The 23,689-nt window shown below is 74.0% G+C and carries 23 protein-coding genes and 1 pseudogene; 16 read left to right on the plus strand and 8 right to left on the minus strand.

Features of this window, described 5'->3' with window-relative positions; genetic code table 11:
- Positions 1–93 precede the first annotated feature (93 nt).
- The 6 genes from OO47_RS12935 to OO47_RS12960 all read left to right on the plus strand — a co-directional run bounded on the left by OO47_RS12935 (position 94) and on the right by OO47_RS12960 (position 7,073).
- Positions 94–1,719 carry a peptide ABC transporter substrate-binding protein gene (locus OO47_RS12935; protein ID WP_030207021.1) on the plus strand — a complete coding sequence of 542 codons (1,626 nt, stop codon included), beginning with the start codon at positions 94–96 and terminating at the stop codon, positions 1,717–1,719.
- Between the two features lie 112 nt (positions 1,720–1,831).
- Positions 1,832–2,755, plus strand: coding sequence for an ABC transporter permease (locus OO47_RS12940; protein WP_030207022.1), 924 nt, complete (start codon positions 1,832–1,834; stop codon positions 2,753–2,755).
- Complete coding sequence (locus OO47_RS12945) at positions 2,748–3,734, plus strand: ABC transporter permease (protein ID WP_030207023.1); 987 nt, start codon at positions 2,748–2,750, stop codon at positions 3,732–3,734. The genes OO47_RS12940 and OO47_RS12945 overlap by 8 nt, the downstream gene beginning before the upstream one ends.
- 6 nt (positions 3,735–3,740) lie before the next feature.
- On the plus strand, positions 3,741–4,724 hold the full coding sequence (locus OO47_RS12950; protein ID WP_030207024.1) for an ABC transporter ATP-binding protein: 984 nt from the start codon (positions 3,741–3,743) through the stop codon (positions 4,722–4,724).
- Positions 4,717–5,949: an ABC transporter ATP-binding protein gene (locus tag OO47_RS12955; RefSeq protein ID WP_051715353.1), complete on the plus strand. Its 1,233-nt coding sequence runs from the start codon at positions 4,717–4,719 to the stop codon at positions 5,947–5,949. The genes OO47_RS12950 and OO47_RS12955 overlap by 8 nt, the downstream gene beginning before the upstream one ends.
- 179 nt (positions 5,950–6,128) lie before the next feature.
- Complete coding sequence (locus tag OO47_RS12960; protein WP_030207030.1) at positions 6,129–7,073, plus strand: hypothetical protein; 945 nt, start codon at positions 6,129–6,131, stop codon at positions 7,071–7,073.
- Positions 7,074–7,092: 19 nt separating this feature from the next.
- Here OO47_RS12960 and OO47_RS12965 read toward each other — a convergent pair whose 3' ends face one another.
- Complete coding sequence (locus OO47_RS12965) at positions 7,093–9,288, minus strand: S9 family peptidase (RefSeq protein ID WP_030207033.1); 2,196 nt, start codon at positions 9,286–9,288, stop codon at positions 7,093–7,095.
- 192 nt (positions 9,289–9,480) lie between these two features.
- Here OO47_RS12965 and OO47_RS12970 point away from each other — a divergent pair, with 192 nt between their 5' ends.
- The 4 genes from OO47_RS12970 to OO47_RS12985 all read left to right on the plus strand — a co-directional run bounded on the left by OO47_RS12970 (position 9,481) and on the right by OO47_RS12985 (position 13,577).
- Positions 9,481–9,675 (plus strand): hypothetical protein, encoded by a 195-nt coding sequence (locus tag OO47_RS12970; protein ID WP_015035959.1) that lies wholly within the window; start codon positions 9,481–9,483, stop codon positions 9,673–9,675.
- 116 nt (positions 9,676–9,791) lie between these two features.
- Positions 9,792–10,682 carry an N-acetyl-1-D-myo-inositol-2-amino-2-deoxy-alpha-D-glucopyranoside deacetylase gene (gene mshB, locus OO47_RS12975; RefSeq protein WP_030207038.1) on the plus strand — a complete coding sequence of 297 codons (891 nt, stop codon included), beginning with the start codon at positions 9,792–9,794 and terminating at the stop codon, positions 10,680–10,682.
- Complete coding sequence (locus OO47_RS12980) at positions 10,679–11,134, plus strand: DUF6113 family protein (protein WP_167345317.1); 456 nt, start codon at positions 10,679–10,681, stop codon at positions 11,132–11,134. Before mshB ends, OO47_RS12980 begins: the two co-directional genes overlap by 4 nt.
- 175 nt (positions 11,135–11,309) lie before the next feature.
- Positions 11,310–13,577 carry a hypothetical protein gene (locus OO47_RS12985; RefSeq protein ID WP_063831899.1) on the plus strand — a complete coding sequence of 756 codons (2,268 nt, stop codon included), beginning with the start codon at positions 11,310–11,312 and terminating at the stop codon, positions 13,575–13,577.
- Between the two features lie 77 nt (positions 13,578–13,654).
- On the opposite strand, the gene OO47_RS38745 is transcribed toward OO47_RS12985, so the two are convergent.
- The 4 genes and pseudogenes from OO47_RS38745 to OO47_RS13000 form a co-directional block, all read right to left on the minus strand.
- The gene (locus OO47_RS38745) at positions 13,655–13,897 is read right to left on the minus strand and encodes an aromatic-ring hydroxylase C-terminal domain-containing protein (protein WP_407696298.1); all 243 of its coding nucleotides are present in this window, start codon (positions 13,895–13,897) and stop codon (positions 13,655–13,657) included.
- Positions 13,855–14,019 (minus strand): annotated as a pseudogene (locus OO47_RS38750) (aromatic-ring hydroxylase C-terminal domain-containing protein); the annotation flags it as partial. The pseudogene OO47_RS38750 and the gene OO47_RS38745, both read right to left, overlap by 43 nt.
- Positions 14,020–14,269: 250 nt before the next feature.
- The gene (locus OO47_RS12995) at positions 14,270–15,136 is read right to left on the minus strand and encodes a transglutaminase family protein (RefSeq protein WP_030207049.1); all 867 of its coding nucleotides are present in this window, start codon (positions 15,134–15,136) and stop codon (positions 14,270–14,272) included.
- The gene (locus tag OO47_RS13000) at positions 15,121–16,122 is read right to left on the minus strand and encodes a GNAT family N-acetyltransferase (RefSeq protein ID WP_030207051.1); all 1,002 of its coding nucleotides are present in this window, start codon (positions 16,120–16,122) and stop codon (positions 15,121–15,123) included. The genes OO47_RS12995 and OO47_RS13000 overlap by 16 nt, the downstream gene beginning before the upstream one ends.
- A gap of 112 nt (positions 16,123–16,234) precedes the next feature.
- On the opposite strand from OO47_RS13000, the gene fdxA reads away from it, so the two are divergent.
- Together fdxA and dapC are read left to right on the plus strand one after the other, a co-directional pair.
- Complete coding sequence (gene fdxA / locus OO47_RS13005) at positions 16,235–16,555, plus strand: ferredoxin (protein ID WP_015035968.1); 321 nt, start codon at positions 16,235–16,237, stop codon at positions 16,553–16,555.
- 121 nt (positions 16,556–16,676) lie between these two features.
- The gene (dapC, locus tag OO47_RS13010) at positions 16,677–17,774 is read left to right on the plus strand and encodes a succinyldiaminopimelate transaminase (protein ID WP_030207054.1); all 1,098 of its coding nucleotides are present in this window, start codon (positions 16,677–16,679) and stop codon (positions 17,772–17,774) included.
- Between the two features lie 131 nt (positions 17,775–17,905).
- Here dapC and OO47_RS13015 read toward each other — a convergent pair whose 3' ends face one another.
- On the minus strand, positions 17,906–18,313 hold the full coding sequence (locus OO47_RS13015) for a hypothetical protein (RefSeq protein WP_030207057.1): 408 nt from the start codon (positions 18,311–18,313) through the stop codon (positions 17,906–17,908).
- Between the two features lie 311 nt (positions 18,314–18,624).
- The gene (locus OO47_RS13020) at positions 18,625–19,569 is read right to left on the minus strand and encodes a hypothetical protein (protein ID WP_199812297.1); all 945 of its coding nucleotides are present in this window, start codon (positions 19,567–19,569) and stop codon (positions 18,625–18,627) included.
- A gap of 37 nt (positions 19,570–19,606) precedes the next feature.
- On the opposite strand from OO47_RS13020, the gene dapE reads away from it, so the two are divergent.
- Both dapE and OO47_RS13030 read left to right on the plus strand, forming a co-directional pair.
- Complete coding sequence (dapE, locus tag OO47_RS13025) at positions 19,607–20,722, plus strand: succinyl-diaminopimelate desuccinylase (RefSeq protein WP_030207064.1); 1,116 nt, start codon at positions 19,607–19,609, stop codon at positions 20,720–20,722.
- Positions 20,723–20,818: 96 nt separating this feature from the next.
- Positions 20,819–21,568, plus strand: coding sequence for an LOG family protein (locus OO47_RS13030; RefSeq protein ID WP_030207066.1), 750 nt, complete (start codon positions 20,819–20,821; stop codon positions 21,566–21,568).
- Positions 21,569–21,641: 73 nt separating this feature from the next.
- Here the strand turns inward: OO47_RS13030 and folP are convergent, their stop codons facing one another.
- The gene (folP, locus tag OO47_RS13035; protein WP_030207068.1) at positions 21,642–22,502 is read right to left on the minus strand and encodes a dihydropteroate synthase; all 861 of its coding nucleotides are present in this window, start codon (positions 22,500–22,502) and stop codon (positions 21,642–21,644) included.
- Between the two features lie 102 nt (positions 22,503–22,604).
- Between folP and OO47_RS13040 the strand changes: the two genes are divergently transcribed.
- Positions 22,605–23,048 (plus strand): hypothetical protein, encoded by a 444-nt coding sequence (locus tag OO47_RS13040; RefSeq protein ID WP_030207071.1) that lies wholly within the window; start codon positions 22,605–22,607, stop codon positions 23,046–23,048.
- Positions 23,045–23,683, plus strand: coding sequence for a DNA-3-methyladenine glycosylase I (locus tag OO47_RS13045; protein WP_051715355.1), 639 nt, complete (start codon positions 23,045–23,047; stop codon positions 23,681–23,683). Before OO47_RS13040 ends, OO47_RS13045 begins: the two co-directional genes overlap by 4 nt.
- The last annotated feature ends 6 nt before the right edge of the window (positions 23,684–23,689 follow it).

The raw sequence follows: 23,689 nt of genomic DNA on the forward strand, positions 1-23,689 counted from the left end.
GTCGCACTGATGGGCGCCGACAACATGCAGGCGCGTTGTCGCGGGGTGATATTGGGGCTCTCAGTGTGAATCGGTACATACGGGAGGCACTCCATGCGCGGAGCCACGCACGCCAAGTGGGCCGCTCTGGCCACCGCCGTCGCCCTCGCGGCGACCGCCTGCGGCGGCGGGGACAGCGGCGGCGGCGGAGGGGCCGACGGCGTCGTGTCCTCCTCGTGGGGCGACCCGCAGAACCCGCTGGAGCCCGCCAACACCAACGAGGTCCAGGGCGGCAAGGTCCTGTCCATGATCTTCCGGGGGCTCAAGCAGTACGACCCCAAGACCGGCGAGGCCAAGGACATGCTCGCCGAGAAGATCGAGACCACCGACTCGACCAACTTCACCATCACCGTCAAGGACGGCTGGACCTTCTCCAACGGCGAGAAGGTCACCGCCAAGTCCTTCGTGGACGCCTGGAACTACGGCGCCCACCTGAAGAACAACCAGAAGAACGCCTACTTCTTCGGCCAGATCGAGGGCTACGACCAGGTCCACCCCGAGAAGGGCGACCCCACCGCCGAGACCATGTCCGGCCTCAAGGTCACCGGCGACCGCACCTTCACGGTCAAGCTCACCCAGAAGTTCTCCACCTGGCCGGTCACCCTCGGCTACGCGGCCTTCGCCCCGCTGCCCCAGTCCTTCTTCAGCGACCGCGCCGGCTGGCTCTCGAAGCCCGTCGGCAACGGCCCGTACACGATCGACTCGTACTCCAAGGGCTCCCAGATGGTCCTGAAGAAGTGGGACGCCTACCCCGGCACCGACAAGGCGCAGAACGGCGGCGTGACCCTCAAGGTCTACACCGACAACAACACCGCCTACACCGACCTGATCGCCGGGAACCTCGACCTCGTCGACGACGTCCCCGCCGCCCAGCTCAAGAACGTCGAGGCCGACCTCGGCGACCGGTACATCAACGTGCCCGCCGGCATCATCCAGACCCTCTCCTTCCCGTTCTACGACCCGAACTGGAACAAGCCGAACCAGGCGAAGCTCCGCCAGGGCCTGTCGCGGGCCATCGACCGGAACCAGATCACCGAGACCATCTTCCAGAAGACCCGCACCCCCGCCGTCGACTGGACCTCGCCCGTCCTCGGCGAGGACGGCGGCTTCAAGGACGTCTGCGGCGACCTCTGCACGTACGACCCGGCCGAGGCGAAGAAGCTGGTCGCCGAGGGCGGCGGCATCCCCGGCGGCACCATGCGGATCTCGTACAACGCCGACACCGGCAGCCACAAGGAGTGGGTGGACGCGGTCTGCAACTCCATCAACCGCGCCCTCGGCAACGACCGCGCCTGCGTCGGCAACCCCGTCGGCACCTTCGCCGACTACCGCAACCAGGTCACCACGCAGAAGCTCACGGGCCCGTTCCGCGCCGGCTGGCAGATGGACTACCCGCTCATCCAGAACTTCCTCCAGCCGCTGTACTACACCAACGCCTCCTCCAACGACGGCAAGTGGACGAACCCCGAGTTCGACAAGCTGGTGAACCAGGCCAACGCCGAGGCCGACACCGCCAAGGCCGTCGGCATCTTCCAGCAGGCCGAGGAAGTCCTCCGCGACGACATGGGCGCCATCCCGCTCTGGTACCAGAACGGCAGCGCCGGCTACTCGGAGCGCGTGAGCAACGTGACCCTGAACCCCTTCAGCGTCCCGGTCTACGACCAGATCAAGGTGAACTGACGGCGTAGCAGGCCGACGGCGCACGGCCCGGCCCGCGGACCTCCGCGCCGGGCCGTACGCCTTCCTCCCCTCCGAAGCACGTCCGCACCGGAGCCAACCCCCGGAGTCCCTCATGGGTCGATACGTGATCCGGCGACTGCTGCAGATGATCCCGGTCTTCTTCGGCGCCACGCTGCTGATCTTCCTGATGGTGAACGTGATGGGCGACCCCGTCGCCGGACTGTGCGGCGACCGCCAGTGCGACCCGGCGACCGCCGCCCAGCTCAAGAAGGAGTTCGGCCTCGACAAGCCGGTCTGGCAGCAATACCTGACCTATATGGGCAACGTCTTCACCGGAGACTTCGGCACGGCCTTCAACGGCCAGGAGGTCACCGAGCTGATGGCCAACGCCTTCCCGGTCACCATCCGCCTCACCCTCGTGGCGATCCTCTTCGAGATCGTCATCGGCATCAGCCTCGGCGTCCTCACCGGCCTCAAGCGCGGGCGGCCCGTCGACACCACCGTGCTGCTGCTCACCCTGGTCGTCATCTCCGTCCCGACCTTCGTCACCGGCCTGCTCGTCCAGCTCCTCCTCGGCGTCAAGTGGAAGTGGATCGACCCCTCGGTCTCCTCCGCCGCCACCTTCGACGAACTCATCGTCCCCGGCCTGGTCCTCGCCTCCGTGTCGCTCGCCTACGTCACCCGGCTCACCCGGACCTCGATCGCCGAGAACAAGCGCGCCGACTACGTCCGCACCGCCGTCGCCAAGGGACTGCCCCGCCGCCGGGTCATCACCCGGCACCTGCTGCGCAACAGCCTCATCCCGGTGGTGACCTTCATCGGCACCGACGTCGGCGCGCTCATGGGCGGCGCCATCGTCACCGAGCGGATCTTCAACATCCACGGGGTCGGCTACCAGCTCTACCAGGGCATCCTCCGCCAGAACACCCAGACCGTGGTCGGCTTCGTGACCGTCCTCGTCCTGGTCTTCCTGGTCGCCAACCTGCTCGTCGACCTCCTGTACGCCGTCCTTGACCCGAGGATCCGCTATGCCTGAGATGCCCGAGCACCACGACGAGGGGTCGGCCATCGCCTCGACCGGAGCCGGCGGCGCCACCGACCTCGCGATGTCCGAGGCCGAGACCCTGGAGAAGGTTCCCGGCGGCCCCGACGGCACCGGCCCCGACAAGAAGGCCCGCTCCCTCTGGTCCGACGCCTGGCACGACCTGCGCCGCAACCCGGTCTTCATCATCTCCGGCCTGATCATCCTCTTCCTGGTGGTCATCGCCATCTGGCCGCAGCTCATCGCGAGCGGCAACCCGCTCGACTGCGACCTCTCCAAGGCCCAGGAGGGCTCCCAGCCCGGCCACCCCTTCGGCTTCAACGGCCAGGGCTGCGACGTCTACACCCGCACGGTCTACGGAGCCAGGGCCTCCATCCAGGTCGGCGTCCTCGCCACCCTCGGCGTGACCCTCCTCGGCTCGGTCCTCGGCGGCCTCGCCGGCTTCTACGGCGGCGCCTGGGACGGCTTCCTCTCCCGCATCACCGACATCTTCTTCGCCATCCCCGTCGTCCTCGGCGGCCTGGTCCTCCTCTCCGTCGTCAGCAACAACAGCGTCTGGCCCGTCATCGGCTTCATGGTGCTGCTCGGCTGGCCGCAGATCTCCCGCATCGCCCGCGGCTCCGTCATCACCGCCAAGCAGAACGACTACGTCCAGGCGGCCCGCGCGCTCGGCGCCTCCAACTCCCGGATGCTGCTCCGGCACATCACGCCCAACGCCGTGGCCCCCGTGATCGTCGTCGCCACCATCGCCCTCGGCACGTACATCTCCCTGGAGGCGACGCTCTCCTTCCTCGGCGTCGGCCTCAAGCCCCCCACCGTCTCCTGGGGCATCGACATCTCCTCGGCCTCCCAGTACATCCGCAACGCCCCGCACATGCTGCTCTGGCCGGCCGGCGCGCTGGCCGTCACGGTGCTCGCCTTCATCATGCTCGGCGACGCCGTCCGCGACGCCCTCGACCCCAAGCTGAGGTAGGGACCCATGCTGCTCGAAGTGCGCGACCTGCACGTGGAGTTCCACACCCGGGACGGGGTGGCCAAGGCGGTCAACGGCGTCGACTACTCCGTCGACGCGGGGGAGACCCTCGCCGTCCTCGGGGAGTCCGGCTCCGGGAAGTCCGTCACCGCCCAGGCCGTCATGGGCATCCTCGACGTCCCCCCGGGGAAGATCACCCGGGGCGAGATCCTCTTCCAGGGACAGGACCTCCTGAAGCTCAAGGAGGACGAGCGGCGCAAGGTCCGGGGCGCCCGGATGGCGATGGTCTTCCAGGACGCGCTGTCCTCCCTCAACCCCGTCCTCAGCGTCGGGGACCAGCTCGGCGAGATGTTCCAGGTCCACCGGGGCATGTCCCGGAAGGACTCCCGGGCCAAGGCCGTCGAACTGATGGACCGGGTCCGCATCCCCGCCGCCAAGGAGCGCGTCGGCCAGTACCCGCACCAGTTCTCCGGCGGCATGCGCCAGCGCATCATGATCGCCATGGCGCTCGCCCTCGAACCCGAGCTGATCATCGCGGACGAGCCCACCACCGCCCTCGACGTCACCGTCCAGGCCCAGGTCATGGACCTGCTCGCCGAGCTCCGGCGCGAGCTCAACATGGGGCTCATCCTCATCACCCACGACCTCGGCGTCGTCGCGGACGTCGCGGACAAGATCGCCGTGATGTACGCGGGCCGGATCGTCGAGCAGGCTCCCGTCCACGAGATCTACAAGGCCCCCGCCCACCCCTACACCAAGGGCCTCCTCGAATCGATCCCGCGCCTGGACCAGAAGGGCCAGGACCTCTACGCGATCAAGGGCCTGCCGCCCAACCTGCTGCACATCCCGCCCGGCTGCGCCTTCAACCCGCGCTGCCCGATGGCCCAGGACGTCTGCCGGACCGACGAGCCCCCGCTGTACGAGGTGACCGAGTCCCCGGTGCCGCGCGCCAGCGCCTGCCACTTCTGGAAGGAGTGCCTCCATGGCTGAGACGGCCGGGACGACCCGGGCGGCCGGGACGGGCGAGGCGATCCTCGAAGTCCGGGACCTCCACAAGCACTACCCGCTCACCCGGGGCATCCTCTTCAAGAAGCAGGTCGGCGCCGTCAAGGCCGTCGACGGCGTCGACTTCGACCTCGTCGCCGGCGAGACCCTCGGCATCGTCGGCGAGTCCGGCTGCGGCAAGTCGACCGTCGCGAAGATGCTGGTCAACCTGGAACGGCCCACCTCCGGCACCATCCGCTACAAGGGCGAGGACATCACCAAGCTCTCCCCGCGCGCCCTCAAGGCGGTCCGGCGCAACATCCAGATGGTCTTCCAGGACCCGTACACCTCGCTCAACCCGCGCATGACCGTCGGCGACATCATCGGGGAGCCGTACGAGATCCACCCCGAGGTCGCGCCCAAGGGCGACCGGCGCCGCAAGGTCCAGGACCTCCTGGACGTCGTCGGCCTCAACCCCGAGTACATCAACCGCTATCCGCACCAGTTCTCCGGCGGCCAGCGCCAGCGCATCGGCATCGCCCGCGGCCTCGCCCTCCAGCCCGAGGTCATCGTCGCGGACGAACCGGTCTCGGCCCTCGACGTCTCCGTCCAGGCCCAGGTCGTCAACCTCCTGGAACAGCTCCAGTCCGAGTTCTCCCTGTCGTACGTCTTCATCGCCCACGACCTGTCCATCGTGCGGCACATCTCCGACCGGGTCGGCGTCATGTACCTCGGCCGGATCGTCGAGATCGGCACCGACGCGCAGATCTACGACCACCCCACCCACCCCTACACCCAGGCGCTGCTCTCCGCCGTCCCCGTCCCCGACCCCGAGGCGCGCGCCCACCGCGAGCGGATCATCCTCACCGGCGACGTGCCCTCCCCGGCGAACATCCCCTCCGGCTGCCGCTTCCGCACCCGCTGCTGGAAGGCGCGCGAGCGCTGCGCCCAGGAGGTCCCCCTCCTGGCGGTCCCGGCCGTCTTCCGCCTCACCGACAGCCCGGCCCGCCACGACTCGGCCTGCCACTTCGCGGAGGAGAAGCACGTGGTGGCGGAGGAGCACCGGGCGGTCCTGGAGAAGCGGGGGGAGGACGGCGCCGGGACCCCACCGGAGGACGGCGCCCCGCACCTGGAGGAGAAGCCCGGCACCCCGCCCCCGGGCGGCAGCCACTTCCTCCGCCCCGAGGACGACACCCCGGGGACGAACCCCCCGCCCCCCGGCACCCCTTAACACCGGGGCAATCCGCCCGACTCGGCTCCGATATACGGACACGGCAGGCTGCGCAGCGTACGGCCGTGCGGGTGCCGTGGGCCGGCCGGGGCGCACCAGGCGCTCCGGCCGGCAGCCCCACGCCCCCGGATATCCGGAACCGCTTGTCCCGGCCGGTCGCGACCGTGAGTATCGAAGCCGTGACTGTGACACGACCGGCACGACTCGCCGGCGCCGCGCTCTGCGCCGCGCTCGTCCTGACGGCCGCCGTGTGGATCCTCAAGGACCTCGCCGCGCTCGGCTCGCCCGCCGACCTCGCGTGGTACTGGGCCGGGGACCGGTTCTTCCTCGCCCGGGGGCGGGCCGCCACCTCCCTGGTCGATCCGGTGCTCCTCGTCGCCTCCGCGGCCGCCGCCGTCGCCGCCCTCCGCTCGCGGCACGCCGCCTCCGCGCTCGCCGCCACCGGCGCCGCCACCCTCGCCCTGCGCCTGCCCGGCCTCTGGGCGCCCGGCAGCGGGGCCCTCGTCACCGCCCTGCTCGAACTGGCCCTCGCCACCGGCCTCGTGCTCGTCGCGGCCGTCGGACGCCGACCGGCGGCCACCCCGTACGAGCCGCTGCCCGGCCGCCCCCGCACCGGCGCCGCCGTCGCCGCCGGGGTCCTGCTCGCGGTCGCCGCCGCCGTCGTCGCCGGCTGGGAGCTGTACGGGGCGTCCCGGCTGCCCCTGGAGGCCACCGTCGCCCGGTTCACCGGCGGCCGGTCCGTCGTCAAGGCGGCCCTCGCGCCCCCGCCCGGCTGGCTGGCGGCGGTCCTCGCCGCGCTGTACGCCGCGGCCGCCGCCTCCGCCCTCGCGCGGGCCCGCCACACCCGCGCCTTCGGGCTGCTCGCCGGGGCGCTCCTGGCCGCCCACGGCCTCGGCGGGACCGCGGGGGCCGTCCGGTACGAAGCGCTCGCCCACCTCGCGGACCTCCCCGCCGTGCACCGGGCGGACGTCCTCACCTCCCTCTTCGGGCTCCTCGCGGGCGCCGCCGTCCTCGTCCTCCTGGCCGGGCGCGGCGCCCCCGCCGCCGCGCCCGCCCCGTACCCGCCGGCCGGGGTGCCGCCCCCGCCCCCGCCCCCGCCGCACCCCCGGCCGCCCGGCTGGTGACCCGGGCCGGTTCCCGGCCTCAGCCCCGGTCGAGGCCGAGGGACCTCTTCAGGAAGTCCACCTGGAGCAGGAGCAGGTTCTCCGCCACCTGCTCCTGCGGCGTCATGTGCGTGACCCCCGACAGCGGCAGCACCTCGTGCGGCCGGCCCGCCGCGAGCAGCGCGGAGGAGAGCCGCAGCGCGTGCCCCACCACCACGTTGTCGTCCGCGAGCCCGTGCACGACCAGCATCGGCCGCACCGGGACCTCCGGGGACGACAGCCCGTCGTCGGTGAGCAGCGACTGCGCCGCGTACACCTCCGGGTCGTCCTGCGGGGTGCCGAGGTACCGCTCCGTGTAGTGCGTGTCGTAGAGCCGCCAGTCCGTCACCGGCGCCCCGACGACGGCCGCGTGGAAGACGTCCGGCCGCCGGAGCACCGCCCGGGCCGCCAGGTAGCCGCCGTACGACCAGCCCCGGACCGCCACCCGGTCCAGGTCGAGCGGGAAGCGTCCGGCGAGCGCGTGCAACGCCTCCACCTGGTCGTCGAGCGCCGGCGTCAGGTCGCGCAGGATCGCCTTCTCCCAGGCGGGGGAGCGGCCCGGCGTGCCGCGCCCGTCCGCCACGACCACCGCGAAGCCCTGGTCCGCGAACCACTGGGACGTCAGGTGCGGGTTGTGCGCGGCCACCACCCGCTGCCCGTGCGGACCGCCGTACGGGTCCATCAGGACCGGCAGCGGCCCGTCGCCCTCCCCGTACCCCGAGGGCAGGAGCACCGCGCACGGGATCCGCCGGGGCCCGGCCTCCGTGAGCCGGGGCCGGGCGGCGATCACCGGCCGCTGCGCGGACGAGGCGACCACCGCGACCTGCTCGCCGTCCCGCAGCACCCGCGCCGTGCTCCCCGGCTCGTCCGGCCGCGCCGACACCAGGACGGTCACCGCCCCCGCGCGCACCGCGCCGTGCGTGCCGAAGCCCCCGGAGACCCGCTCGGCGCCCTCCTCCGTCACCCGGTACACATGCGTCTCGCCGGTCTCCGGCGCCTCGGCCGCCGCGCCCGCCGAGGCCGACACGAGCACGTCGTCCGGGCCGACGTCGAGCACCGCCCGCACGTGCAGCCGCCCGTCGGTGAGGACCCGGTCCCCGACGATCAGGACCCGCGCCCCGCCGTCGCCCGTGTCCACGTCGGAACCGCCGTCCGCGACGTCCGCGATCCGCACGAGCCGCCCGTCCGCGCTCCACGCCGGCGCCCCCGGAAGCAGCTCCAGCCAGGCCGGGTCCTCCTCCACCCGTACGACCGAGGTCTCCCCGGTCGCCGGGTCCACCGCCAGGTGCGCCTGCTCCCGCTGCCCCCGCGTCTGGACGAGGAGCAGCGGCGCCCCGGCCGCCGACCAGTGCACCCGCGCCAGGTACGGGTACCGCTCCCGGTCCCACTCCACCTCCGTACGGGACCCGTCCAGGTCCACGACGAACAGCCGCACCTCCGCGTTGTCCGTCCCCGCCGCCGGGTACGCCACCCGCTGCGGCTCCCGCTCCGGGTGCGCCGGGTCCGCGATCCACCAGGTCCGCACCGCCCGGTCGTCCACCCGCGCCACGAGCAGCCGGTCCGAGTCCGGGGACCACCAGTGGCCGCGATACCGCCCCATCTCCTCCGAGGCGATGAATTCGGCCAATCCGTAGGAGACGTGGGGGTCCTCCGGAGCGGCCAGCGCCCGGTCGTCCGAGCCGTCCGCGCCCACCACCCGCAGCGCGCCCTCCGCCACGTACGCCACGAGCCGCCCGTCCGGCGAGGGCCGCGGGTCGATCACCGGTCCCGGCACCGGCAGCTCCCGCGCCGTGCCCGCCCGCAGCTCCGCCGCGAACAGCCGCCCCGACAGGGCGAAGGCCGCCAGCTCCACGGCTCCGTCCACCGCGTACGCCACGATCCCGGCCGAGCCCTCCCGGCTCCGCTCCCGGCGCGCCCGCTCCTGCGGGGACAGCTCCTCCGCCGCGCCCGCGAGGAGCACTTCGGGGTCGGCGGCCACCCGCTCCGCGGGCTCGCCGCCCGGCGGCAGGTCGAGCACCCAGAGCCGGTGCGAGCGGTCCGTGCCGGAGGCGGATCTGACGAACACCACGCGCTCCCCGTCCGGGGAGACCGAGAAACCGCGCGGGACCCCCAGGGCGAACCGCTGGGTCCGGGCGTGCTGGCGGGGGAAGGATAGGCCGGCCGAGGGTGGGGCGGGCTGCTGTCGAGACAGGGTCATGAGGCCGAAAGTAGCGCTGTGCGCCCCCCTCGTGCCTCCGTCCGCCGATCGATGCGATGGCACGGATAGTTATGATCCGTAGCGCTGGGTGGGTAGACATCCGTCCGGCACATGCGTTCTGCTCCTTGCCCGAACCGCTCCGGACAAACCGACCGGGGAAGTCCGACCGAAGAAGTGTGGAGGTGAACCGCCGTGGCACTCTCGATCTCCGTGGTGGTGCTGCTGGCGATCGTCGTCTTCCTTCTGATCCGGAAATCCGGGCTGAAGGCTGGACATGCGGCGGTCTGTGCGCTCCTGGGCTTCTACCTGGCGAGCTCGTCCATCGCCCCGTCCATCAGCACCCTCACGACCAACGTGGCGGGCATGATCGGCGGCCTCAAGTTCTGAGCCCCGGGTTCCGGGCTCCGGCTCCGAGCCCCGGTTCCGGGCCCGCGCACCCGGCGGCCGTCCTCCCGGTCCGGCCGCGCGGGGTGTCGCGGGGCGGGGTCTCGTAGGGTGGGGGCATGCCCGATCTCCCCGCCCGCCGTCTGCTGCTCGTGCACGCGCACCCGGACGACGAGTCGATCAACAACGGCGTCACCATGGCCAGGTACGCGGCCGAGGGCGCCCTCGTCACCCTCGTCACCTGCACGCTCGGCGAGGAGGGCGAGGTCATCCCGCCCGGCCTCGCCCACCTGGCCCCGGACCGCGAGGACCGGCTCGGCCCGTACCGCGTCGGTGAACTCGCCGCCGCGATGGCCGAGCTGGGCGTCACCGACCACCGCTTCCTCGGCGGCCCCGGGCGCTTCCGCGACTCGGGGATGATGGGCGTCGAGCAGAACGGGCGGGACGGCGCCTTCTGGAACACGGACGTGGACACCGCCGCCCCGTACCTCGTGGAGGTGATCCGCGAGACCCGCCCGCAGGTCCTGGTCACCTACGACCCCGACGGCGGCTACGGCCACCCCGACCACATCCAGGCCCACCGGGTGGCCACCCGTGCCGCCGAACTGGCCGCCGACCCGGACTTCCGCCCCGACCTCGGCCCGGCCCACGCCATCGCCAAGGTCTACTGGAACCGCGTCCCGCGCCCCGTGGCCGAGGCCGGCTTCGCCCGGCTGCGCGCCGAGGGCTCCGCCTTCCCGGCGGTCGCCGCGGTCGAGGACGTCCCCGGCGTCGTGGACGAGGACCGGATCACCGCCGAGATCGCCGGGACCCCGGAGCAGGCGGCCCGCAAGAGCGCCGCGATGGCCGCGCACGCCACCCAAGTCGCGGTCGACGGGCCCTTCTTCGCCCTCTCCAACGACCTCGGGCAGCCGCTCCTCACCACCGAGTACTACGAACTGGTGCACGGCACCCCCGGCGCGCCCGAGGGCGAGCGCGAGACCGACCTCTTCGCGGGGGTGACCGCGTGAGCCCCTCCTCCTCGCCGAACCCGTCGTCCCGGGGGCGCGCGGCCTCGTCGGGCCGCCCCGCCGCGCCCGACCGCCCCGCCGCCGCGTCCGACGGCCTCTCCGTCCCCCGTACCGCCCGATACGTCTGGTACGGCCTCCTGTTCGTCCTCGGCGCCCTCGTCGGGGCCGCCGGGGCGCTCGTCCAGGCCGCCTGGCTCCCCGCCGGGCTGCTCCTCGCGCTCCTCGCCACCGCGGGCCTCTTCTACGGCGGACTGCGCGCCACCGGCACCCAGGCCGGCGTGGCCGCGGCGGGCGGCGGCTGGCTCCTCGCCGTCGTCCTGCTCAGCTTCGGACGCCCCGAGGGCGACGGGGTGTTCGGCGGGGGCGTCGGCGAGCTGCTCTTCCTCTTCGGGGGCATGGGCGTCGCTGTGATGTGCGCCACGCTGGTCAGGCTGCCGCGACCGCCCCGGTGAACAGGAGGACTTGAGGTCGGGGACGTCCCGACTTCGGCCGGATTGCCCGTCGTCGGGGGCCCGGGGGTCGGGTGCGCGGCGGCGGCGGCCAGTATGGTGGTGCGCGCCGCCGAACCGCCCGGGTCACACGAGCACCAGCAAGAGCGGGCGGTGGAGCCAACCGGGAGATCCTGCTTTGAGTCGTGAAACTGGTCGAGAGACTGACAGTTCGTCCTCCGGCGCCCAGGGGCGCGGTGGAGCCGCGTACCCCTCGGGTACCCCGCCGTACGGATCCCGCCAGTATCCGTCGCTCCACCCCTCGCAGGACGCGCCGGAGGAGACCGCCGCGTCCGCACCGCCGGAGGAGCCCAAGACCGAGACGACCCTGACGACCCGGATCCGGATCAACATCCCGGGTTCGCGTCCGATCCCGCCGGTCGTGGTCCGCAAGACGGTCAACGAGGCGTCCGCCCCGGAGGCCGAGCCGGAGCCCGCCCCCGCCGCGGAGCCGGAGCCCGAGCCGGTGGCGGCCCCGGAGCCGCCGAGGGCCGAGGAGCCCGCCGCGCCGAAGGCGAAGGAGACGAGCGACTGGTTCGCGCCGCGCAAGTCCCCGGCGCCCGCCCCGACCCCCGCGCCCGACCCGACCCCCGCGCCGTCCCCGAAGCGGACGGCGCCCGGTCCGGACGCCCCGGGCACGGGCTTCGCGGGCTCCGCGACCTCGGGCGTCCCGACGGTCGGCAGCGCCCCGTCGAGCCGCCCGGTCACCCCGCCGTCCGGCCCCGTCCCGGGCAACCCGCTGTACGAGACCGGCACGCCCGCGGGCGGCACGCCGGTGTACGAGGGGGCCCCGGCGGGCGGGACCCCTCTCCACGACGGGACCCCCGCCGGGGGCGTACCGGCGTACGACGGGACCCCGGCCGGGGGCACGCCCCTGTACGACGGGACCCCCGCGGGCGGGACCCCGCTGTACGAGGGGACCCCGGCGGGCGGGACCCCGCCGTACGACGGCACCCCGGCCGGCGGCACGCCCGTCCAGGGCGGTCCGGCGGCTCCGTCCGGTCCGACCACCGGCCCGATGAGCGGCATCGCCTCGCTCGGCGGTCCCGGCGGCCAGGGCCCCTTCCGGGGCCAGGGCGGTCAGGGCCGGGGGCCGGCCGGTCAGCAGGGCCAGGGGCCCGTCGGCGGGCAGGGCCGGGGGCCGATGGGGCAACAGGGTCAGGGGCCGGTCGGGCAGGGGCCCGCCGGCCAGGGTGCGGGCGCCCAGTACCCCGGCGGCACCCCGCGCATGTCCGACGACACCGCCGTCCTGACGCCCCAGCAGCCCGCCCCGGCCTCCGGCCGCGGCCCGGGCCGTTCCGGCGGTCCGGCGGCCGAGGGCGCGGGACACGTCTCCGGCGACACGCTCACCAGCGGCATCCCCGTGGTCCCGCCGGCGAAGGCCCGCCCGGACCTCGCCCCGCGCGTCGAGGAGCGGCCCGCCCCCGCCCCGGCCGCGCGCCAGGCCCCGGCCAAGAAGAAGGGCCGCTCCAAGCTGGTCCTGCTCGGCGCCGGAGTCCTCGGCCTCGTCGGCGTCGCCTACGGCGCGGGACTGCTCCTCAACCACTCCGACGTCCCCAAGGGCACCACGGTGCTCGGCGTGGACATCGGCGGCGGCACGAAGGAGGAGGCCGTCAACAAGCTGGAGGCGGCCCTCGGCAAGCGCGCCCACGCCCCGCTCCAGCTCTCCGTCGCCGGCAAGAAGGTCCAGCTGCCCCCGGACAAGGCGGGCCTCTCCCTGGACAGCCAGGAGACCGTCCGGAACGCCGCGGGCAGCGACTACAACCCCGTCTCGGTCATCGGCTCCCTCTTCGGCGGCGAGCGGGTCGCCAAGCCGGTCTTCCCGGTCGACGAGGAGAAGCTGGCCGTCGCCCTGACCGACCTGGCGGGCGCCTCCGGCTCCGCGACCGAGGGCACGATCCTCTTCGCGCCGAACAAGGTGACCCCGGTCGAGGGCAAGCCCGGCAAGGGCCTGGACGTCCGGCGCTCGGTCTACTCGGTGCGGGACGCCTTCCGCGCCCAGGTCGAGACGGGGCAGACCAAGGTGGTCGAGCTGCCTGTGACCTCCCGCCGGCCGATGGTCACCAAGGCCGAGCTGGACCGGGCGATGAAGGAGTTCGCGGAGCCCGCGATGTCCGACCGGATCACGATCAGGGCGGGCGGCAAGGAGATCCAGTTCGGTCCGGCCCGGTCGCTGCCGCAGATCCTCTCCATGAAGGCCGTCAACGGCCGCCTGGTCGAGGTCTACGACAAGAAGGCGATCGAGCGGCTCCTGGACGGCGCCTTCGACGGCGTCATGATCACCAAGGGCGACGGCGCCAAGCACGAGGTCTCCGCCGACGACGTGGCCTTCGTGATGCGCGACGCGCTCCTCGGCAAGACGCCTGCCGAGCGCACGAAGACGATCGACCTGTCCGGCGAGGGCTGACGGGCCCGGACGCCGGGGACGGCGGCGGTACGGCGCTCGGGCGCCCGTACCGCCGCCGTCGTCGTTCCCGGCGCCCCTCACCGTCCCGGGGGCTCCTCCAGGGAGAGCACGGCGCGCACGACCCGCCGGAGGGTCCCGTCGTGGTCCGGGACGGCGTCGGGGGCGCGCCAGGCGACGTGGCCGTCGGGGCGGACCAGGACGGCCCCGGCCGGGGCGATCCCGTAGAGGTCGGTCCAGGTCCGGCCCTCCTCGTCGGGGGCGCCGCCGAGGACGTGGGCACGCGGAGGTCCGCGGCGGCGCGCGCGGCCGCGGCCGCCCAGGGGGCGCCGTCCGCGCCGGTGAGCAGGACCGGTTCCGTACCGAAGAGGTCGAGGAGCGATTCCGGGCCGTCCGGGCCCACGGGGTGGTGCGGGGCCCGGTGGCCGGGGCGTGCCGTCGGCACGTAGTGGGCGTACGGGTCGGCGACGTCCGGGGGCGGCGTGCCGTCCGGGAGCAGGGCGCCCCGCTCGTAGGGGTGGCCGAGGACCAGGCCGTCCTTGACGCGGCGCTTCGGCAGCTCCGCGCGCCACCGGTCCCAGTCGCCGGTGGCGACCGCGTCCGCGTTGTCGGCGCGGTCCTCCCGCGCGATCCGCTCGGCGACCGGGCGGCGCTCGGGGTCGTAGGTGTCGAGCAGGCCGGGGTCCCGGCCGGGCTCAGTTCAGCCGGGCCCGGGCGGCGAGCGCCCGGCGCCGGATCGTGGTCGCCGCCTCCGGGTCCACCGCGTCCATCACCTGCGCGTACGCCTCCATCTCCACCGCGCCCGTCAGGAAGTCCCCGCGCCGCACGAGCAGCTCGGCGCGCTCGTAGCGCAGCCTCGCCGGGTGGGAGGGGAGGAGCAGGGCGAGCTCCACCGCCCACAGGGCGACCCCGGAGCGCTCGGGGCGGTGGGCCGCCCAGGCGCGGATGTTGTTGAGGACGCGCAGCACGATCGCGCCGGGCTCGGCCGGCCGGAGCATCGAGCGGTCGAGCGCCTCGCCGGTCGCGCTCGCCACCAGGAGCTCGGCGTCCGCGCCCGTCATGGCCCGCCCGCCCGCGAACGGGTCCGCGAGGTCCAGCTCGGCCGGGTCGCCGAAGCCGACGACGAAGTGCCCGGGCAGCCCGAGCCCGTACACGGGCGCCCCGGCCCGGCGGGCGACCTCCATCCAGACGACCGAGAGCAGGATCGGCAGCCCCCGGCGCCGCCGGAGCACCTCGTGCAGCAGCGAGGACTCCAGGCGCTGGTAGTCGGCGGGCACGCCCTCGAACCCCTCGCGGCGCCCGAGGAGCGCGGCGAGCGCGGCGGCCCAGTCGCCGGTGACGCGGGTGGCGTACGGGACGAGCCCGGCGAGCCGGTCGAGCTCGACCTCGGCCGCGTCGAGGTCGTGCCGGGTGACGGCGGGATCGGCCACGGCCCCGATGAGCAGACAGAGCCGCGCGAGATCGGGCCGCTCGGCCCGCGCCTCCTCGGCGAACTCCCGCCGCCAGTCGGGCGGACCGGGCGGCTCGTCGTGGGGGTCCTCCTCCGTCACGCCTCCGCCCATCGGTAGTGGTGGTAGTGGTGGTGGGGCGCGAAGCCCATCCCGTCGTACAGGGCCCGCGCGCCGTCGTTGTCCGACTCCACCTGGAGCCAGGCCGCCGACGCGCCCTCGTCGAGGGCCCGGCGGGCGAGCGCGGTCATCACCGACGTGGCCAGGCCCCGGCGCCGCAGGTCCGGGGCGACCTCGACGGCCATGAAGCCGGCCCAGCGCCCGTCCACGACGCAGCGGCCGATCGCCGCCGGTACCCCGTCCGCGCCCGCGACGGACGCGAACCACCCCCTCGGCCCGGAGGCGAGGACCGCCCGCACCGCCGGGCCCGGCTCTCCGAAGCGCTGGTAGCGGCGCAGCCACGCCTCGTCGAACGAGCGGGAGAGGCGGACGGCGGAGACGTCGGCGTCCAGGTCCCCGACCGGCGCGAGCGCCCCGGTCCGCACCTCGGCGGACACCTCGCGCCGCCAGCCGAGCCGGTCCAGCTCGGCGCAGAGCAGCTCCTGGGTCCCCTCGGCGCCGGTCGCGGTCTGCACGTACGCGGGCAGTTTCCGGTCCGCGTACCACTGGCGTACGTACGCCAGCGCCCCGGCCACCGGGAGCCCCGGATCACCGAGGGGGAGCACCGAGTTGGCCCGCCGGGTGAATCCGTCCGAAGCCCGCAGCGTCCACCCTCCGAGGGGTTCGCTCTCGACCGGTTCCCACGCGCGCGCGGTGACCCGCGCCAGCTCCGGGAAGGTGGCCGCGGGGCCCCGCCGGCGGGCCGGCGCGGCGGGCACGACCTTCCCCGCGACCAGGGAGGATTCCGCGATCCGGACGGTCTCGCCGGTCCTCCGCGCGACCAGCAGCACGCCGTCGTCCCACGATGTGAGAACCCCGACCGCGTCGGTGAACATGCCGCCCGCCTCGCCCGAGCCGGTCACGTACCGAACGGAGACACGTTTTCCCACGTCAGCCCTGGTGACACGGATCTCAAGGCGTCCACCGCCGGTGAATTCCACTGCTTCTCCACCCCTCCTGTTCGGATCGCCCCCGAGAACGGAGATACTAGGTGCGGGCATCGACGACGCCGCGCTCCCGCGCAGACCAGCCCTACCGAGGAGGAACGACAGCGTGACCTACGTCATCGCGCAGCCTTGTGTCGACGTCAAGGACAAGGCGTGCATCGAGGAGTGCCCCGTCGACTGCATCTACGAGGGCAAGAGGTCCTTGTACATCCACCCGGACGAATGCGTCGACTGCGGGGCCTGTGAGCCGGTCTGCCCGGTCGAGGCGATCTTCTACGAGGACGACACCCCGGAGGAGTGGAAGGACTACTACAAGGCGAACGTCGAGTTCTTCGACGAGCTCGGTTCGCCCGGTGGTGCCTCCAAGCTCGGCGAGATCGAGCGGGACCACCCCTTCATCGCCGCCCTGCCGCCGCAGAACGGCTGATCGACCGCATCCGGTCCCGTACGGCGTCCACCGCCGTGCGGGGCCGCCGCGCTTCCCGAGCCAGTCAGCCAGCCCGTCCGTACCGGCCCGCCCGCGCCCGTACGAGGAAGTGAGCCAACCCGTGAGCGCAGTCTCCTCGCGCCTTCCCGTCTTCCCCTGGGACAAGCTGGAGCCGTACAAGAAGACGGCCCTGGCGCACCCCGACGGGATCGTGGACCTGTCCGTCGGCACGCCCGTCGACCCGGTTCCCGCGCTGATCCAGGAGGCCCTGGTGGCGGCGGCCGACTCGCCGGGCTATCCGACGGTGTGGGGGACCCCGGCGCTGCGGGACGCGCTCACCGGCTGGTGCGGGCGGCGCCTCGGCGCGGTCGGGTTCGCCCACGAGAACGTCCTGCCGGTGGTCGGCTCCAAGGAGCTGGTGGCCTGGCTGCCGACGCAGCTCGGCCTCGGCCCCGGGGACGCGGTCGCGTACCCGCGCCTCGCCTACCCGACGTACGAGGTCGGCGCGCGGCTCTGCGGCGCGACCCCCGTCGTCTACGACGACCCGGTCGCCGACCTGGACCCGGCCGCGGTCGGGCTGCTCTGGCTCAACTCCCCGTCCAACCCCACCGGGAAGGTCCTCCCCAAGGAGGAGCTGACCCGGATCGTGGCCTGGGCGCGCGAGCACGGCATCCTGGTCTTCTCGGACGAGTGCTACCTGGAGCTGGGCTGGGAGGCCGACCCGGTCTCCGTCCTGCACCCGGACGTCAACGGCGGTTCGTACGAGGGGATCGTCGCCGTCCACTCGCTCTCCAAGCGCTCCAACCTGGCCGGTTACCGGGCCGCGTTCGTCGCGGGCGACCCGGCGGTACTGGGGGAACTGCTCCGGATCCGCAAGCACGGCGGCATGATGACCGCCGCCCCGGTGCAGGCGGCGACGGTCGCGGCGCTCGGCGACGACGCGCACGTGGCCGAGCAGCGCGCGCGGTACGCGGCCCGGCGGGCGGCGCTGCGCGCGGCCCTGGAGGCGCACGGCTTCCGGATCGAGCACAGCGAGGCGAGCCTGTACCTGTGGGCGACCCGGGACGAGCCCTGCTGGGAGACCGTGGCGTACCTGGCCGGGAAGGGCATCCTGGTGGCGCCCGGCGACTTCTACGGCGAGGCCGGGGAGCGGTTCGTGCGGGTGGCGTTCACGGCGACGGACGAGCGGGTCGAGGCGGCCGTCAAGCGCCTGGGCTGAGCCCGGAACACGCTTCGGGCCGAGCCCGGAACACATCCCGGGCCGAGCCCGGAACACATGCGGAAGGGCCCGGGAGCGATGTGCTCCCGGGCCCTTCCGGTGTTCCGCCGCTCCGTACGGAGGGAGGGAGGTCAGCCGCCCAGCGGCAGGCCGCCCAGGGTCTGGCCGGTCGGCAGGCCGCCGAGGCCGCCGCCCAGGGCGCCGCCGGTCGGGCCCTCGGCGCTCTCGGCGGCCACGCCGGCGGTCTTGCCGACGACCTGGCCCGCGGTGGTGCCGGCGGTGTCGCCGGCGACCTTCTCGGCGACCGGGGCGGCGGCCTCGCCGGCCTGGCCGACGACCTCGGTGGTGGCCTGCGAGGCGCCGTCGACGGTGCTGCCCGCCTCGGCGACGTCCACGGCGGTCAGGCTGCCCAGGGCGCCGGCCGGCGCGAGGCCGTGGTCGAGGGCGCTCGCGGAGCCGGCCGCACCGACCACGGGGGCTGCTCCGGCCGCGACGAGGAGGGCGGCGCGGGCGATCCGGCGGGTCAGGGGGAGGGACATGGTGCTCCTTCGACGAGGTGCGACGTGTGCGTTCGGACGCAGTGACAACCGGCCCCGGGGAGGGAGAGGTTGCGGCGGTCGAAGGTAAAGAATTGGCAATGCGTCGTATTGTCGGGCGGGGAGGAAAATGGACGAACGTGTCATTGCGCGAGCGTGTGGCGAACCGTCACTTCCCTTGTCCCGCAAGGGAATTGGGTGGCCGTCACCCCACCCGGGAAAACCGCCCCGGAACCGCGCCGAATTCCCCGCCCCCGGACCGGCGCCGTGCCACGGGCGAGTGAGGGAGGGAACGGCCGTGCGGGACGTTCCGGCTACTGCGCCAGCCGTATCCGGACGGAATCGCCGCCCGACGCCGCGCCGCCCGGGGACTTCGACCAGCCGCCCAGGGCCTCGCCCGCGCGCCAGACCCGGCCTCCGTAGGAGACCTCCGTGATGCGCAGCGACTCCGCCCGGGCCACCGCCCACTGCGCCAGCTCCCAGCCGCGCCGCTCGTCCGCGCCGGCCCCCGCGCCCGCCGCCGGCCGCACCGGCACCACGAGCACCGGCGGCTCCGCCGCCGACCGGCCCGCGCTCGGACCGCCGGTCACCGCCGCCGGGGCCGCCTTCTCGCCGAAGGCTCGTATCAGCTCCGTACGCACCCGCCGCGGATCGCCCGGCCCGCCCTCCTTCGGGTTCGCCGTGCAGCTGAGCCCGGCCGGCGTCCGGCCCGTCAGGGCGGCGGCGAGCAGCGCGGCGTCCGGTTCGTGCTTCGCGTACGCCTGCGGGAACCCGCTCTTCTGCACCTTCTGCGCCGCCACCGTCAGCGGCAGCCGCGAGTACCCCGGGACCTTCTCCAGGCCCTCGTAGAACCGCCCCGCCGAGTACACCGGGTCCATGATCTGCTCCGGCGTCCCCCAGCCCATGGACGGCCGCTGCTGGAAGAGGCCGAGCGAGTCCCGGTCGCCGTACCCGATGTTCCGCAGCGCCGACTCCTGGAGCGCCGTCGCGAGCGCGATCGTCACCGCCCGCTCCGGCAGCCCCCGGGTGGTGCCCACGGCCGAGATCGTCGCCGCGTTGGACGCCTGCTCCGGAGTGAACTCGTACCGGTGGTCGCCGCTGCCCACGCTGCACCGGGGGGTGCCCCTGCTGCCGGTCATCTGGTGGAGGCCGACGTACGAGGCGAGGCCGAGGAGCACGGCGAGGGCGGCCGCGGAGCGGGCGAGGCGGCCACGACGGGCGGGGCGGCCACGGCGGGCGGGGCGGATGGGCTCGGACACGGGCCCACCGTACTGGAGGCCGGGTTAGGGTCGGCATATGGCTGACATCACCCCGCTCGACACCCCCCTCGGCACCCCCCTCGACCTGTCCCTGGACGGGGCCGCGCTCACCGCCGCCCTCGTGGACTTCCCGTCCGTCAGCGGGACCGAGCGGCCCCTCGCGGACGCGATCGAGCGGGCCCTGCGCGCCCTGCCGCACCTCACCGTCGACCGGTACGGCAACAACGTCGTCGCCCGCACGACGCTCGGCCGCGCGGAGCGGGTCGTCCTCGCCGGCCACATCGACACCGTGCCGATCGCCGACAACGTGCCCTCGCGCCTGGACGAGGACGGCGTCCTGTGGGGCTGCGGCACCTCCGACATGAAGTCCGGCGTCGCCGTCCAGCTCCGGATCGCCGCCACCGTCCCCGCGCCCAACCGCGACCTCACCTTCGTGTTCTACGACAACGAGGAGGTCGCCGCCGACCTCAACGGCCTCGGGAAGATCGCCGCCGCGCACCCCGAGTGGCTGGAGGGCGACTTCGCGGTCCTCCTCGAACCCTCCGACGGCCAGGTCGAGGGCGGCTGCCAGGGCACCCTCCGCGTCGTCCTGCACACCGCCGGCGAGCGCGCCCACTCCGCCCGCTCCTGGATGGGCTCCAACGCCGTCCACGCCGCCGCCCCGATCCTCGCCCGCCTCGCCGCGTACGAACCGCGCAAGCCGGTCATCGACGGCCTGGAGTACCACGAGGGCCTCAACGCCGTGGCGATCTCGGGCGGCGTCGCCACCAACGTCATCCCCGACGCCTGCACCGTCACCGTCAACTACCGGTACGCGCCCGACCGCTCCCCGGCCGAGGCCCTGGCCCACGTCCGCGAGGTCTTCGCCGACTGCGACGTCGCCGAACTCGTCGTGGACGACGAGAGCCCCGGCGCCCTGCCCGGCCTCTCCCACCCCGCCGCGGAGGCCTTCATGAAGGCCGTCGGCGGCAGCGCGCACCCCAAGTTCGGCTGGACCGACGTCTCCCGCTTCAGCGCCCTCGGCGTCCCCGCCGTCAACTACGGACCGGGCGATCCCATGTACGCGCACAAGCGCGACGAGCACGTGGTGGTCGAGCGGATCCACCACTGCGAGGCCCGGCTCCGCGACTGGCTGACCGCCCGACTTCCGTAATTTCGCGTTTCGTCACCTGTGTCGGCCTACCCTGACCGGACCAGAAGATCAGTTGGCGGTCCACGGCGGGCCGCCGATCGGCGGAGGGAGCAGGCCATGGGCATTCCCGAGGGAGTGGCGAAGCCCGAGGAGCAGCGTCAGGGCCCGGTGCTCAGGCGCAGGGACCAGGTCCAGCCGGGCACGGCGGACCAGCGGCTGCTCGACACCGAGGGCGACTCGGAATGGGTGCACACCGACCCCTGGCGGGTCATGCGCATCCAGTCCGAGTTCGTCGAGGGGTTCGGCGCCCTCGCCGAACTGCCGAGCGCGATCAGCGTCTTCGGCTCGGCCCGCACCAAGCCGGACTCGCCCGAGTACGAGGCGGGCGTGCGGCTCGGCCGGGCGCTCGTCGAGGCGGGCTTCGCGGTCATCACGGGCGGCGGCCCCGGAGCCATGGAGGCGGCCAACAAGGGCGCCAGCGAGGCCAGGGGCGTCTCGGTGGGCCTCGGCATCGAGCTGCCCTTCGAACAGGGACTCAACCCGTACGTCGACATCGGCATGAACTTCCGGTACTTCTTCGTCCGCAAGACGATGTTCGTGAAGTACGCGCAGGGCTTCGTGGTCCTGCCCGGCGGCCTGGGCACCCTGGACGAGCTCTTCGAGGCGCTCACCCTGGTCCAGACCCGCAAGGTCACCCGCTTCCCGATCGTCCTCTTCGGGACGGAGTACTGGAAGGGCCTGGTCGACTGGCTGCGCGACTCGGTCGTCGCGGGCGGCAAGGCCTCCGAGCAGGACCTGCTGCTCTTCCACGTCACGGACGACGTGGAGGAGGCGGTCGCGCTGGTGAGCAAGGAGACCGGCAAGTAGGACCGGTCCGCTCACGGGGGGCGCCGCACCGCGGCGCCCCCTTCCCGCTTCTCCGGGGGCCGTACGGCAGGGGCTACGCCAGTCCGCGCCGCGCGACGGCCGGCGGGCGGTGACCGGCGATGGACGCCACCATGTCCAGGACCTGCTTCGTCTCCGCGACCTCGTGGACCCGGTAGACCTGCGCCCCCAGCCACGCGGAGACCGCCGTCGTCGCCAGGGTGCCGATCAGGCGCTCCTGCACCGGGCGGTCCAGGGTCTCGCCCACGAAGTCCTTGTTCGACAGGGACACCAGCACCGGCCAGCCGGTCTCCGCCATCTCGCCCAGCCGCCGGGTCGCCTCCAGGCTGTGCCGGGTGTTCTTCCCGAAGTCGTGCCCCGGGTCGATCATGATCCCGTCCCGGCGCACCCCCAGCGCCGCCGCCCGCTCCGCGAGGCCCACGGTCACCCGCAGGACGTCGGCCATCACGTCCTCGTACTCCACCCGGTGCGGCCGGGTCCGCGGCTCCGCGCCGCCCGCGTGCGTGCAGACGAGCCCCGCCCCGTACTTCGCGGCCACCTCCGCGAGCCGGGGGTCGACCCCGCCCCACGCGTCGTTCAGGACGTCCGCGCCGGCCTCGCAGACCGCCTCGCCGACGTCCGCGCGCCAGGTGTCCACGCTGATCACCACGTCCGGGTGGCGCCTGCGGACCTCGGCGACGAAGCCGACCGTGCGCCGCGCCTCCTCCTCGGCCGTCACCTCCTCGCCGGGGCCCGCCTTCACCCCGCCGATGTCCACGATCGCCGCCCCCTCGGCCACGGCCCGCTCGACCCGGTCGAGCGCCGGCTCGTCCAGGAAGGTCGCGCCCCGGTCGTAGAAGGAGTCCGGGGTCCGGTTCACGATCGCCATGACCACCGGCTCGTGCGGCCCGAATTCACGCCGTCCCAAGCGCAGCATCCCTTTTGTCCTCCCTCGCGTCCGTTCGCCTGCGACCCTAACCGCCGGTGACGCATGGCACGATCGGCACCGGACGGTTTCCACTCCGGGGAGAGGCGCGCAGTGTTCTGGTTTCTGCTCATCACGATGGTCGTGGTCGTGGCCGCGGTGACCCTGGCCGTGGTCGGCGGTGGCGACAGCGAGGTGCTGCCCGAGGTGGCGCCCGAGCAGCTCGTCGACCCCCTGCCGCTCGCCCGGCCGGTCGACCGCGCGGACGTCGAGGCGCTGCGCCTCCCCGTCGCCGCCCGGGGCTACCGGATGGCGGACGTGGACGACGTCCTGGTCCGCCTCGGCGCCGAACTGGCCGAGCGGGACGCCCGGATCGCCGAACTGGAGGAGGCGCTGGAGGGCGCGGGCGACGGCCCGGGGACGGGCCCCGGCTTCGGCTCCGGTTTCGGCCCCGCCTCCGACCCCGGCCCGGACCCCGACCTCGGCTCCGACCCCGACCCCGGTCCCGGCTCCGGTCCGGGCTTCCGTCCCGGCGACGCGCGGGACGAGCGCCCGTGACGGCCGGCGGCACGCTCACCGGACCGGACGGCCTCGCGCGCTGCCCCTGGGGCCTGTCGGCCGAGGACTACACGGCGTACCACGACGAGGAGTGGGGCCGGCCGGTCCACGGCGACGACGCCCTCTTCGAACGCCTCTCCCTGGAGGCCTTCCAGTCGGGCCTGTCCTGGATCACGATCCTGCGCCGCCGCGAGGGCTTCCGGCGCGCCTTCGCGGGCTTCGGCATCGCCGCCGTCGCCGCCTTCGGCGAGGCCGACCGCGAACGGCTCCTCCTGGACGCGGGCATCATCCGCAACCGGGCCAAGATCGACGCCACCCTCGCCAACGCGAAGCTGCTCGCCGGCTGGGGGCCGGGCGAGCTGGAGACCCTGATCTGGTCGTACGCCCCCGACCCGGAGACCCGCCCGGCCCCGCGCACGCTCGCCGACGTCCCGGCGGTCACCGACGAGTCCACGGCCCTCTCCAAGGCCCTCAAGAAGCGCGGCGTCCGCTTCGTCGGCCCCACCACGGCCTACGCCCTGATGCAGGCCTGCGGCCTGGTCGACGACCACCTCGCGGACTGCGCGGCCCGGGGCGGCGGCCTCGCCACCGCCCCGGAGAAGGACCGGGAGAAGGCCCCGGCGGAGACCGCCTAGGAGAAC

It is taken from the genome of Streptomyces bikiniensis, assembly GCF_000716625.1.
Taxonomy (GTDB): Bacteria; Actinomycetota; Actinomycetes; order Streptomycetales; family Streptomycetaceae; genus Streptomyces; species Streptomyces bikiniensis.